At 67.8% G+C, this 12,676-nt stretch carries 12 protein-coding genes; 1 reads left to right on the top strand and 11 read right to left on the bottom strand.

Translation table 11 applies throughout. The annotated features are described in order from the left end of the window. Positions 1-31: 31 nt before the first annotated feature. The 4 genes from ACQ4LY_RS06085 to ACQ4LY_RS06070 all read right to left on the bottom strand — a co-directional run bounded on the left by ACQ4LY_RS06085 (position 32) and on the right by ACQ4LY_RS06070 (position 3,980). Positions 32-2,041 (bottom strand): cytochrome c oxidase assembly protein, encoded by a 2,010-nt coding sequence (locus tag ACQ4LY_RS06085; protein WP_431075121.1) that lies wholly within the window; start codon positions 2,039-2,041, stop codon positions 32-34. 85 nt (positions 2,042-2,126) lie between these two features. Beyond that, positions 2,127-2,414: an HU family DNA-binding protein gene (locus tag ACQ4LY_RS06080; protein ID WP_042541574.1), complete on the bottom strand. Its 288-nt coding sequence runs from the start codon at positions 2,412-2,414 to the stop codon at positions 2,127-2,129. Between the two features lie 247 nt (positions 2,415-2,661). Further along, positions 2,662-3,213, bottom strand: a complete 552-nt coding sequence (locus tag ACQ4LY_RS06075) for a helix-turn-helix domain-containing protein (protein WP_431075120.1) — start codon at positions 3,211-3,213, stop codon at positions 2,662-2,664. 146 nt (positions 3,214-3,359) lie between these two features. Beyond that, positions 3,360-3,980 carry a TetR/AcrR family transcriptional regulator gene (locus ACQ4LY_RS06070; protein WP_431075119.1) on the bottom strand — a complete coding sequence of 207 codons (621 nt, stop codon included), beginning with the start codon at positions 3,978-3,980 and terminating at the stop codon, positions 3,360-3,362. Between the two features lie 146 nt (positions 3,981-4,126). Here ACQ4LY_RS06070 and ACQ4LY_RS06065 point away from each other — a divergent pair, with 146 nt between their 5' ends. Next, entirely contained in the window at positions 4,127-4,951 is an 825-nt protein-coding gene (locus ACQ4LY_RS06065) for an alpha/beta hydrolase (RefSeq protein WP_431075118.1), read from the top strand. A 124-nt stretch (positions 4,952-5,075) separates the two neighbouring features. Here ACQ4LY_RS06065 and ACQ4LY_RS06060 read toward each other — a convergent pair whose 3' ends face one another. From ACQ4LY_RS06060 to ACQ4LY_RS06030, 7 genes are all read right to left on the bottom strand, one after another. Then, entirely contained in the window at positions 5,076-5,900 is an 825-nt protein-coding gene (locus tag ACQ4LY_RS06060) for a DUF559 domain-containing protein (protein WP_431075117.1), read from the bottom strand. A gap of 441 nt (positions 5,901-6,341) precedes the next feature. Beyond that, entirely contained in the window at positions 6,342-7,967 is a 1,626-nt protein-coding gene (locus ACQ4LY_RS06055) for an Ig-like domain-containing protein (RefSeq protein WP_431075116.1), read from the bottom strand. A 249-nt stretch (positions 7,968-8,216) separates the two neighbouring features. After that, a complete protein-coding gene (gene rpsN, locus ACQ4LY_RS06050; protein WP_017829734.1) occupies positions 8,217-8,522 on the bottom strand; it encodes a 30S ribosomal protein S14 in 306 nt (101 codons plus the stop codon). 3 nt (positions 8,523-8,525) lie between these two features. Beyond that, positions 8,526-8,696 (bottom strand): 50S ribosomal protein L33, encoded by a 171-nt coding sequence (rpmG, locus tag ACQ4LY_RS06045; RefSeq protein ID WP_017203558.1) that lies wholly within the window; start codon positions 8,694-8,696, stop codon positions 8,526-8,528. Next, positions 8,696-8,932 (bottom strand): 50S ribosomal protein L28, encoded by a 237-nt coding sequence (gene rpmB / locus ACQ4LY_RS06040; protein ID WP_042540533.1) that lies wholly within the window; start codon positions 8,930-8,932, stop codon positions 8,696-8,698. The genes rpmG and rpmB overlap by 1 nt, the downstream gene beginning before the upstream one ends. A gap of 178 nt (positions 8,933-9,110) precedes the next feature. After that, the gene (locus ACQ4LY_RS06035; RefSeq protein ID WP_431075114.1) at positions 9,111-11,231 is read right to left on the bottom strand and encodes an alpha-galactosidase; all 2,121 of its coding nucleotides are present in this window, start codon (positions 11,229-11,231) and stop codon (positions 9,111-9,113) included. Positions 11,232-11,293: 62 nt separating this feature from the next. Continuing rightward, complete coding sequence (locus tag ACQ4LY_RS06030) at positions 11,294-12,625, bottom strand: ABC transporter substrate-binding protein (protein ID WP_431075113.1); 1,332 nt, start codon at positions 12,623-12,625, stop codon at positions 11,294-11,296. Between the last annotated feature and the right edge of the window lie 51 nt (positions 12,626-12,676).

Raw genomic sequence — 12,676 nt, 5'->3', positions numbered from 1 at the left:
CGGCGTCCCGTCCGACCCGCTCAGCGCAGTCTCAGCGTGCCTGGCGTTCGGCCTCGCGCCGGTCGCGCTCGGCCAGAGCCGCGAGCTTCGCGTTGTATTCCTCGAGCTCGGCCTCACCGGTGCGATCCGCATGCCGGTCGCGGCGCTTCTGCACCTTGGTGTCGTCGCGGCTCCACTGGATCGCCACCGTGATGGCGAGGATCAGGGTCGGGATCTCACCGATCGACCAGGCGATGCCGCCTCCGATGTACTGATCGTCCATCGGCGTCGGTCCCCAGGTGCGCCCCATCGCGCCGAACCAGTCGGCGACCATCAGCCCCTCCTGCATCATGATCGCGATGCCGAAGAAGGCGTGCATCGCCATGATCGCGATCAGGGTGATGAGGCGGCCGGGGTACGGCAGGCGGTACGGCACCGGGTCGGCACCGATCAGACTCATCACGAACAGGTAGCCCGAGATCAGGAAGTGAGCGACCATCCATTCATGGCCCAGGTGCTCGAACATCGACCAGCGCACGAGGTCGGTGAAGTAGAACGCCCAAAGCGACAGGATGAAGATGCCGGCCGCGACGAACGGATGCGTGACGACGCGCGAGAACGGCGAGTGTACCGCCCACATGATCCACTCACGGCCACCTCGGGTGCCGTCGTCGCGCTTGTGGATCGCGCGCAGCGCCAGGGTGATCGGCGCGCCTGAGACCAGCAGCAGCGGGATCGCCATCGACAGCATCATGTGCCCGAGCATGTGCACGCTGAAGAGGTACTCCTGGTAGGCGTTGATCGGGCCGCCCGTGACCCACACGAGCATCAGCATGCCCAGCACCCAGAAGATCGTGCGGTGGATCGGCCAGCGGTCGCCTCTCAGCCGCAGGCGACGGACGCCGGCGAGATAGAGGAACAGACCGAAGCCCGCGGCGACCAGCCAGAGCACGTCGATGTCCCACGCCGTGAACCAGCGGTCGATCGTGAACTCCGGCGGCAACGGCGAGCGGGTGAGGTTCTCAGCCGGAGTCTGCACGAAGGCGGCCTCCTCGCCGGTGGGCGGAGGGGTGCGCGCGAGCGCGGCGGCGGCACCGGAGGCGAGACCCATCAGCGCGACCTCGCACAGCACCAGCATCCAGAACCAGCGTGAGGCGTTCGCCCCGTCAAGACGAGGGATCAGCCGGATGCGGTACCAGGCGCCGAGCAGGCCCATGGCGCCCAGCAGCACGACCTTCGCGAGCAGGATCATGCCGTACGGCGTCCACAGCTGCGAGATGTCGCCGAGGGCGACGAACGAGCGGGTGAGTCCCGAGATCGCGACGACGGCGAAGGCCGCGATCGCGAGGCTCGAATAGCGACTGACGAGCTGCGCGGTGCCGATGCCCGAGCGGCCGCGCAGGATCACGACGAGCAGCAGACCGCCGAGCCACACGGCGGCGCCGATCGTGTGCAGCAGGATCGAGTTGACCGCGATGTTGTGACCCGAGAGCTCACCCGAGTGCCCCTGCGTCGCGAGAGGCAGGAAGGATGCCGCGGCGAGGAGCGCCGTGATGAGGGTGGGAGTCCACGTGCGCCACGCGAACGCGAGGACCGTGATGACCGAGCCCATGATCGTGGTGATCAGCCAGGACTGTCCGAGCGGCAGCTCCAGCAGGAAGCGGCCGAGCTGCTGGCCGAATTCGCGCTCCGCGCTCAGCTGCGGGTTGAACGCCGCCATGAAGGTGAAGAACCCGCCGATGCCGGCCGTGACCGTGAAGACCGCGGCGCCGATCGATGCCGTGTTGAGCGCGAGGTCGAAAGACTTCTCCTCGCTGCGCAGCGCGAAGAGCGCGAGCACGAGCGAGCCGAGCATCGCCGCCGAGGCGATGTTCATGACGAGCTTGACGATCGGGGTGGCCCACCGCACGAACGGACCGGGGTCCTGCAGCAGCAGTGGCGCCGCACCCCCGCCGAACGCGAGGGCGATGAGCACGCCGATCAGTGCGGCCGCGAGGAGGATGCCGATTCCGCCCGCGCGATACGCGGAGCTGGTCGGGGTCTGCACGGCGCGGGCACTCACACCACAAGCCTAAGCCGCCGCATCGGGGAGAAAGCACGAAGGCCGCCCCCGACTGATCGGGAGCGGCCTTCGAAGAGGTGCGGTCTTACTTGACGGCAGCCTTGAGCTTGGAACCAGCGGTCACCTTGACGCGGTGGCCGGCCGGGATCTTGATCTCGGCGCCGGTCTGGGGGTTGCGACCCGTGCGAGCTGCGGTCGCGACCTGCTCGAACGAGATCCAGCCCGGGATCGAGACCTTGCTGCCCTTGGCAACAGCGTCGGAGACCGAGGAGAACAGCGCGTCGAGGACACCGGAGACGGTGGCCTGGCTCTGGCCGGTGGCGGAAGCGATGCTCGCGACGAGCTCGGTCTTGGTGATGGACTTGTCAGCCATGTCATCCTCCAGCGACGAGGTTCCCGTCGCATCGTTGGTGTTCGGGGGGCTGATGCCCTCCGTTGGTCGAGTGACCGCCTTGAATGTACCAACCACCACCCACATTTCCGCGTCATTTCGCGGGTTTTGGGCTTTTCGGCGGCGTGTCGTGGTGCAGAAGTGACGAATGTGACTCGTGTGGCGGCGTCTCAGGGTCTTGAATCCGGCGCGGATGCGCCAGCGATCCGGGCCCCGGTTCAGCCCGCGATCACTGCGCGGATGGCGCGCTGGGCACCTGATCGCTGCGGGAATCCGATGCCGACCCCGCTGCGGCCGCCGCTGCACGGCGCTTCGCCCGGCGCGTTCGCGTCTCCTTCGAAAGGGGGAAGCGGGCATCGAGCTGCGGCTCGAGGACGATCCGACGCAGTGCGCTGAGGATCACGTAGCCGCCGACCCAGTACGAGAGGAAGAGGACGAGACCGTAGGGGAACGTGAAGCTGAGCAGGGTGCAGACGATGCCGATTCCGACGTAGAGCCAGCGCCAGGCCTTCGTGGTCCGGTCGCGCGATGCCTGCTGATCGTCGGTCCGCTGCTGCAGCGAGTCCACTCGACTGCTGAGCGCGTCGTCGTCGATCGCGGTGAAGAGGTCCCGCACCGGAACCTGCAGCGCATCGGCGACGAGCGAGAGAGTCTCGAGGCTCGCATCGTGCCCCGCCTCGAGCCGCTGCACGGTTCGGAGCCCGATTCCGCTCTCGTTCGCCAGCCGCTCCTGCGTCCAGCCCTGCGCCTGGCGCAGCTCGGTGATTCGTGTCGTGTTCATGTGCTCCATGCTCCCGATCGGTCGCCATCCACCGCCACGCCAGCGGTACGCCAGTCAGCCGCCGGTCGGCCGCCACCGATCCGCCACGCATCCGCCGGCATCCGTCCGGTGCCCGCTGCCACCCGCTGGATCATCGAATGCGCCTGTCAGCGCGAGCGGTGCGCGTCGACCACGGAGCGGGCGGTGCGCTCGAAGGCCGGAGCGACGCGGTCCTCTCCGTCGAGGTAACCCCCGACGAGGGCCGCATCGCGCAGCAGCACGAGCGAGGCCGCGACCTCGGCGGGGCTGTTGAGACCTGCCAGCTCGGCCACACCCTGCAGGGTGGAGCGGAACCACTCCCGGTGCTCCTCGATCAGCTGGCGCACGGCGCCCTCGGCATCCGGGTACTCCGCCGCCGCGTTGATGAACGGGCATCCGCGCGTGTGCCGCAGGCGGATGTCGGCGGCGATGCCCTCGATCACTGCGTCGACCAGCTGAGCGGGGTCGGCGACCTCGGCTCCGGCGTCGGCGAACATCGAACGCAGCATCTCGTCTTCATTGCGCAGGTAGGCGAGGACGAGATTCTCCTTGCCACCGAACTGCTTGTAGAGGGTCGCCCGGGTCACGGCGGCCTCCTCGATGATCCGGTCGACGCCGACCGCGTGGATTCCCTCTTCATAGAAGAGCCTCGTCGCGCTGTCGATCAGCCGAGTGCGGGCTGCGCTGGGCCGCTTGGGAGCGTCGGTGGTCGAAGCGTCGGTCGTCGTCGTGCGAGTGGTGGTGTCCATGGTGATCCCTCTCATCGTGTCATCCGAACCGCGGGTTTCGAACCGCGACTTGTGAGTTTCGGGAATAGGTTGCGGTAGATAGAACGTTCGGTCTACTATCAGCGTAACGCACTCGCACCGGGCGGGGGCAGAAAAGAGAAGAGACAATGAGCAGCACCGAGAAGACCCCGATCGTCCTCATCCACGGACTCTGGATGACACCCAAGAGCTGGAACACGTGGGCAGAGCACTTCCGCGCCCAGGGCCATGAAGTGATCGTTCCCGGCTGGCCCGGCATCGATGACCGCTCGGTCGAGGACATCCGCCGCGACCCGTCGGCATTGAAGGGCATCGGCCTCACGCAGATCGCCGACAACTACGAGCGCATCATCCGCTCACTCCCCGTGAAGCCGATCATCATGGGCCACTCGTTCGGCGGGGTGCTCACCCAGATGCTCGCCGACCGCGGACTCGGCGCCGCCTACGTGGGCGTTGCCCCCGGACAGACCGCCGGTGTCACCGCGCTCCCCCTCTCGACGCTCTGGACCGGAACGCCGATCCTGTCGAACCCGTTCGGCCGCAACGGCGCCAAGCCGCTGTCGAAGCGCCACTTCCACTTCACGTTCGGCAACGACCTGTCGCGCGCGGCATCCGACGCCCTCTGGGAGGACTACGCCGTGAACTCTTACAACCGGGTGTTCTTCGAGGGCGTGACCTCGGTGCTCGACGAGAAGGGTGGCGTCACCCACGTCGACTACGCCCGCGCCGACCGCGCGCCACTGCTCGTCATCACCGGCGAGATCGACCACGTCGTGCCGCCGGCCATCGGTCGGGCGATCGTCAAGAAGTACCGCTCCTCCGGCAGCCCCGCCATCGTCGAGTACAAGGAGTACGCAGGCCGCACCCACCGGCTCGTCAGCCAGGACGGTTGGGAAGAGATCGCCGACTACGCGCTCACCTGGGCGGTGGCGCACGCGACAGCATCCGTCTGATGGTGGGGCGCAGCCCCTCCTTGTCCCTCCTTGTCCCCTCGGGAGGAGAACTGTCTCTCGGGAGGAGAGATCCACGGATTCTCTCCTCCCCAGAGGCAGTTCTCCTCCCGGGGGTCAGGCGCACTCAGGCCGCGAGATGAAGTCGCTGCCCGACGGCGGCCAGAATCACCTGCTGCACCTGTGCCCACTGACCCATCAGCTGGTCATAGCCGATGCGGATCACGTGATATCCGTGCAGCTTCAAAAGGGCATCGTGGGCGATGTCGCTCGTGCGCTGCTGCCCGAAATGGTGTCCACCGTCGATCTGGACGACGAGACGTTCGCCGATGACGAAGTCGACCCGATGGCCGAGTATCCAGACCTGCGGCACCACGGGGATTCCCAACCACCGCAATCGTGTCTGGAAGATGCTCTCCGTGCCCGAATCGGCGAACGGCCGGGCATCGGCGAGAAGCCGTCGGGCCTTCGGCGGAAGCGGAGCTCGCTCGAGCATCCCCGGATCCACGAGAGACTGCCGCATGGCCGACTCCCACGTAGCAAGAGCGCTCTCGTAGGGCTGACACCCTGCGACCACGATCAGTGCATTCTCGAGTGAATCCTCTCGTGAGTCGGGGTTCCTCGCAAACACCGGCTCATTCCAGTGGATCGTTCCGCGCGAGACAGCCACATGACCCGACCTCGCCGGTGCGGCGACATGCGGCTCGGAGGCGTCGAGCACCCACAGCCCCTTTCGCGCCGCAAGAGTGACGCAGCTCAGGACCACCCCACGGCGCGCAGCGGCCAGGAGCATCGGGTCGGCGCCCGGCAACGCGACCCACCCCCGGCGGACGGAGATGACCTGACCGCGTTGCACCGCGGACCGAATGGAGTGCCGGCTGACGCCGAGCCGACTCAGCGTCTCGGTGCGCGCCACGCCATCGTGCTGGGCCAGGGCCTGTTTCGGGGTCACGGATAGAGGATCGTCGATGGCGGCCTCCGAAGTTCGCTCCGATCCCACGAATCGTGCGTCGATCGGATCGTTCGCTGCTGCGTGCAGAAGAGGTGGTGCCGCGGCACGCCGCCGCCCTCCCGCCCCGTCGTGACTACTCCGCGCTTTCGTCCTGCGCCTCGGGCGGAGGACTGCGCTTCGGGCGGACAGAATCCGTGGATCTCTCCTCCCGAAGCGCAGTTCTCCTCCCGGGGGAGGCGCGAGGGGGTGCAAAAGCGCGAAGGGGCGCAAGGCGCGGGGCGCGAGGGATGCGGGACACGCAAAGATGCGGGACACGCAAAGGTGCGGGACACGCAAAGGTGCGGGACACGCAAGGGCCGCGGGCGGCGTGACGGCACGCCCGCAGGAATACGAAAGGGGCGAGGATCCGAAGATCCTCGCCCCTCCCGGCTGTCTGGCGGCCTACTGCACTCTGCGACGGGGAATCGCGAGAGACAGGATGCCGACGACGAGCAGGAGTCCACCGGCGCCCAGAAGGATGCCGTCGACCTCACCGCCCGTGGCAGCCAATTCCGCCGCCCGCGCCGGCGCCGTCAAGGACGCAGACGCATCCGATGGGGAGATCGGATCGGCAGCGGATCCGGATGCGGGCTGGGGGCCCGCCTCCGGGGTGGATCCGCCACCGGGCTGGGGAGCCGGGGCGGAAGTCTTGTGGATGCTGACGGCGACCGGAGTGCTGACATTGCCGACGCCATCCTTCTGAATGACGGAGAGGTCCTGGTCACGGTCGTCGAGAGCAGGGATGACGCAGGTCCACGTGCCGTCGGACTCGACGGTGGTGGAGCACACGACGTCACCGGCATCGTCGCGCACCTCGATCGTCGCGCCCGGTTCGCCCTCGCCCGTCAGCTCGACGGGCTGCGTGAGATCCTGCTCGCCCTCGGGGGCGACCACGGTCGGAGCGTCGACCTGCGCGTCGACGGTGAGCACCGCACCACTCTGGATCGAGTCGGCATCCACCGAATGCTGGTACGCCGAGATCGTGTTGAGACCATCCGCGAACGGGATCGACGGGATGATGCTCCAGCGACCGTCTGCCCCCACGACGGCCGTTCCGAGCGCCGCCCCGTTGTACTGGGAGAGATACACCGTGGCTCCGGGAACGCCCGTGCCGACCACTTCCGCATTCGGACCGACCGGAGCGGCGGAGGTCTCGATGACCGGTGCGGGAACGCGGACCCGGTAGTACCAGGTGGCAGACGTCAGGCGGTTGGTGTTCTCGTAGACCGCGGAGTCGAAGTCGAACGAGTAGTGCAGCGCATACGTGGTGCCGGGGATCGCATCGGCGGGAATCCGGACGCTCGTGTAGAAGTTCGAGTACGAGTTGCCCGTCGTCGAAGCTCCGATCGGGTTCCAGTTCGACTGGGTGGCGCATTCGAGGGTGACGCCTCCTCCGCCGAGTGTGCAGGCGCGGGTACGCGTGCCGTTGACGCCGACGTTGCGCAGGTTCGAGCTGGCGATGATCAGCCCGTTGTCGGCGCGGTAGTGCAGTCGGGCAGCGTTCGCCGGGACGCCCACCGGCCCCATGTTGCGGATGGTGTTGCCCTGTTCGAACGTCTGCCCCGGGGTCACGAGCGTGACGGTGCCGCCCGTGTAACTCTGCATGTTGACCGCGGTAGCGAGGATAGCCGCGTCGGCAGCGGTGACCGGCGCAGAGGGCTCGCCCTCGGCGGCGGAGGCTTCCGCCGCGGCGACATCATCCTCACGAGCCTCGACGACGGGAGCGTCGGTTGCCGGCACTTCGACGACAGGAGAGACGGTTGCCGGCACCTCAATTGCCGGAGCCTCGGCGACCGGCGCACCGGCCTCAGGCGATGCGGCATCCGCTCCCGCTGAGTCGTTCGTCTCGACGGTCGACTGCACCGAGGCGCCGTCTTCCGAGGTCGCGGAGGCGGATGCCGGGGCGGTGCCGACTCCGACCGATGCGGCGACCAGCGCGAGGCTCACGAGAAGAGCGGGCACGGCGGGCGGAGCGATGCGCGAGCGCGAGCGCGAGGCGCGCTGCACGGGGAGGTTCTCGGGGTTCATGGGATTCCTTCAGTGGGTCTTCGCGACTGCGTCGCGGGCGCCGGCTCCAGAACTCTCGGTCCGACGGATCAGCGGGTGGCTGATACCCCAAGAATACATTAATATTTCAATAATCCCAAGTACTAATATTTCTTCGTGCTGAAGGGGGTGGCGATGATGCAGCGAACCTCAGCCCGCACTCGGCCCCGGGCACAGCGAAAGGGGCGAGGATCCGAAGATCCTCGCCCCTTTCGGCTTGTCTGCTGAGACTTACCAGCTCGACTTGGTGACACCGGGCAGCTCACCGCGGTGTGCCATGTCACGGAAGCGGACACGCGAGATGCCGAACTTCGTGAGGACACCGCGGGGGCGGCCGTCGATGACGTCGCGCGAACGCACGCGAGCCGGCGACGCGTTGCGCGGCAGCTTCTGCAGGCCGACGCGTGCGGCCTCGCGGGCCTCGTCGGTGGCGTTCGGGTCGACCAGGGTCTTCTTCAGCTCGGCGCGACGCTCTGCGTAACGCTCGACGATGACCTTGCGCTGCTCGTTGCGAGCGATCTTGCTCTTCTTAGCCATTGATCAACGCTCCTCTCGGAATTCGACGTGCTGACGGATGACCGGGTCGTACTTCTTGAGCACGAGGCGGTCGGGGGTGTTGCGGCGGTTCTTCTTGGTCACGTACGTGTAGCCCGTACCTGCCGTCGAACGCAGCTTGATGATCGGACGTACGTCCTGAGCCTTCTTGGCCATTAGAGCTTCACACCCTTCGCCTGGAGGTCCTTGACCACGTTCTCGATGCCGCGGACGTCGATCACCTTGATGCCCTTGGCGGACACGTTGAGCGTGATCTTACGACCGAGCGAAGCGACGAAATAGGTCTTCTTCTGCACGTTCGGGTCGAAGCGACGCTTCGTCCGGCGGTGCGAGTGCGAGACGTTGTGACCGAAGCCGGGAACAGCTCCTGTCACCTGGCACACTGCTGCCATGATGTGACTCCTTCTATACCGTGAGACCGGACGGCCTCACCCAAGATCCCTTGTCTGCGCGCCACCCCGCATCGCCGATCTCTCGACTGAAGAAGGGGAAGCACGCGAACTACGCACAGGAGTGTGCGCAGACAAAGAGTCAGTTTAGCATGGCCCGGATCAGACTCGAACGACCGGTTCAGACCCGAACGGCCTCGAGCAGCAGCGCCGCCCCCGGTGCCAGCAGCGGCAGGGGCACTCCGACGGACTCGAAGAACGCGCCGGTGGCCTCGATCCCGGCATCCAGCCAGGCGGGGTCTGCGACCTGGTGGCGCGATACCGCACCGACGTCCTCGCGCACGCGCAGCCGGTATCGCTCCCCTGCCTGCAGTCCGGGGATGCGGGTGCGGGGCGTGAAGGCGTCGACCGAGGCTCCGAGACGCACCCAGGCGAAGACACCCCGTGATCCATCGACCGCGACCACGCCGTGCAGCAGGGTCTCGTCATCGACCTCGTCGGAGCGCACGGTGACACCCGAGTGCAGCAGCGGCCGCAGCTCGCGGTACAGAGCGGTCCAGCGCGTCAGCGCCTCTCGCTCGTCGTCCGTGCATCCGGTGATGTCCCACTCGATGCCCGCATGACCGAACAGCGCGGTCGTCATGCGGAAAGGCAGGGATGCCGCGCGATGCGTGGTCTCGGCGATCAGCGGACCGACGTGAGACCCCACGACCTCCGGAGGCACGAGCGTGCCGGTCCACCGCTGGATCTGCTGACGTTCGATCGGATCGTTCGAGTCCGAGGCCCACACGCGCTGGGTGCGCTGCAGCACCCCGAGGTCGACGCGGGCTCCACCGCTCGCGCAGGATTCGATCTCGAGAGACGGATGCCGCTCACGCAGCGCGTCGAGCAGCGCGTAGAAGGCGGTCGTCTGAGCATGCACCGACGCACGGCCGGTGTGCGGCGACACTGCGGCGTGCAGGTCGCGGTTGTGGTCACACTTGATGAAGTCGATCCCGACCTCCGAGACCAGGGCGTCGAGGCGTTCGAGCAGGTGGGCCGCGGCCTCCGGGTTCGCCAGGTCGAGCACCTTCTGGTGACGCCAGGTGGGCGAGTCGGGGGATGCCTGCAGCACCCAGTCCGGATGCTGTGCGGCGAGGTCCGACACCGGGTTCACCATCTCGGGTTCGAACCAGAGCCCGAACTGCATGCCGAGAGAGTGCACGTGCTCGGCCAGCGACCGCAGGCCCTCGGGCCACTTGGAGTGATCGATGTACCAGTCGCCGAGTCCCGACCGATCGTCGGGGCGTCCGCGGAACCAGCCGTCGTCGAGCACGAATCGCTCGACGCCGACGGATGCCGCGGCCTCGGCGAGTTCGACGATCTTCGCCGGATCGTGGTCGAAGTACACGGCCTCCCATGTGTTGAGCACGAGAGGACGCGGCGTCGTGGGGTGCGCGGAGAACGCCCGGACGGTCTGATGCAGGCGATCGGACACCGAGTCGAGCCCGCTCTCGCCATAGGTGAGGAACACCCGGGGCGAGACGTAGGCCTCCCCCGCCGCAAGCCGGATCTCGCCCGGCAGCAGCAGCTCTCCCCCACCCAGCACGGCGCCGTGCACGCCGGCGCCTTCGGGGAGCCTCTCGACGCCGACTTCGAGGTCGCCGCTCCACGCGACGTGCGCGGTCCAGAGCTCGCCACGACGGAAGCCGAATCCGTCGGTGCCGACCGCGGTCAGGTACGGGGCGTCGTGGCCTCCGCGACCACGGCGCACCTGTCGCAGGTGCGCTCCGTGGCGCAGGGCACCTCGCTGTGGTCGGCGCTCGCCCGTCCAGCGTCCGGTGTGGTCGAGCACCTCGGTCGCATGTGCGGGTATCGGCAGCAGGATGCGCGCGGCGAGCAGGTCGAGCGGTTCGGCGGCATCCGCAGTGCTCGTCACCGACACCTGCGCGGTGAGCACGCCGACGGCATCCAGGTCGAGCTCGAGCACCACCGAGGCGCCGGCTGCGGCATCCGTGAACTCCGCCCGCAGCGATGCCTCCGTCGTCTCCCACCCGGTCGAGCGCAGCAGCGGAGCGCTGTGCAGCCCGCCGCGGTGCCAGGCGAGCGCCGGGGCTCCGGACCATCCGTCGGCTTCGACGGCCAGCAGCGGGAAGGTGCGCGGGGCGTCGAACGAGCTGAACGTCACCGAGCCGGTCGACGATCCGGCGAGCGCCTCGAGGTCGGCGCCGTCTAGCGCTGCACCCCAGTGCAGCAGGCGCGCACTCTTCGTGTCGATGACGACGCTGACGCCGGCCGAGGTCAGGTGGACGAGTTCGCTCATTGCCGCTCCAGACGAAAAAGGGAGGCCCGCCCGTGAGCATACGGGCGGGCCTCCGAGGGGTGTTACTCCTTGACGGGGATCGACGCGGCCTTGAGCGCGTCGACGGTGGCCGTCTGACCCTTCTCGATCGCGTCGAGCAGCGTGCCGCTGCCCGAGACCGCGGCCTTGAACCCGTCGGACACGTCCGAGTAGGTCTGGGTCATCGTCGGGCCCCACGCGAAGTCGGGCGAGACCTGGGTGGCGGCGTCGGCGAAGACGTCGTAGATCTTCTGTCCGCCGTAGAACTCGACGCCCTCGGCGTAGACGGGGAGCTCGAGACCCGCGGTGGTCGCCGGGTAGAGGTTGGCGGCCTCGGCGAGCGCGGTCAGCGCCTCGTCCGAGGTGTTGAGCCACAGCGCGAACTTCGCCGCCTCGTAGACGTGCTCGCTGCCCTTGAGGACGGCGGTCGACGATCCACCCCAGTTGCCTGCCGCGGTGCCGCCGGCCTCCCACTGCGGGAGGGGCGCCACGGCCCAGGATCCAGCGGTGTCGGGTGCGCCGCTCGAGATCGAGTTGGCCCCCCAGACGGCGGAGTTCCAGGTCCAGACCTCACCCGAGTTGTAGGCGTTGTTCCACTCGTCGGTCCAGGCGGGAACCGTGGCGACGAGATCATCGTCGAGCATGCTCTGCCAGAAGTCGGCGACGGTGGTGGTGGCGTCATCGGCGAGCGAGACCGTCCAGCCTTCGTCGTCGCTCGAGAACCACTGCGCGCCGTTCTGCCAGGCGAAGCCGGCGAACTGGTTGATGTCGGACTGCGAGAAGTTGGTGATGTATCCGCCGAGTGCCCGGATCTTCCCGGCGGCGTCGCGATACTCGTCCCACGTGGTGGGGATCGCGATGCCGTTCTGCTCGAACAGGTCGGCGCGGTAGAACAGCGCCATGGGGCCGGTGTCCTGCGGAACGCCGTAGACGCCCTCGGTGCCGAGCGTGACCTGTCCCCAGGCCCAGTCGACGAACTGGTCCTCTGCGGCGACGACGTCCTCGCAGGCGCTGAGGTCTTCCAGGCCGTCCTGCACGAGGAAGTTCGGGAGCGCGTCGTACTCGATCTGGCCGAGGTCGGGGGCATCCCCCGCCTTGATCTGGTTGAAGAAGTTCTGGTACGTGCCGCCGTTGCCGTTCGGGCCGGTCTGCACGTCGACCTGGATCTCGGGGTTGGCCTCGTTCCAGATCTCGACGACGTCTTCGATGCCGGGGATCCAGGAGGTGAACTCGAGCGTGACGTCGCCGTCCGCCGGGGCGCAGGCGGCTGCCTCGCCGCCGGTGCCGGAGCTGTCTCCGCCGGAAGCCGAGCAACCGGCGAGCGCGAATGCCGAGATGGCGATGACAGCGGCTGCCTTCATCTTCGAATGCTGCATTTCGATCCTTTCGTGGATGCGATGGGGTGGTGCGGGTGTGTGGTGCGGGTG

The organism is Microbacterium phyllosphaerae (genome assembly GCF_050628115.1).
In the GTDB taxonomy this organism is placed as follows: domain Bacteria; phylum Actinomycetota; class Actinomycetes; order Actinomycetales; family Microbacteriaceae; genus Microbacterium; species Microbacterium phyllosphaerae_A.
Note: the sequence above shows the minus strand (reverse complement) of the source record. Positions and strands in the feature narration are given on the sequence as shown.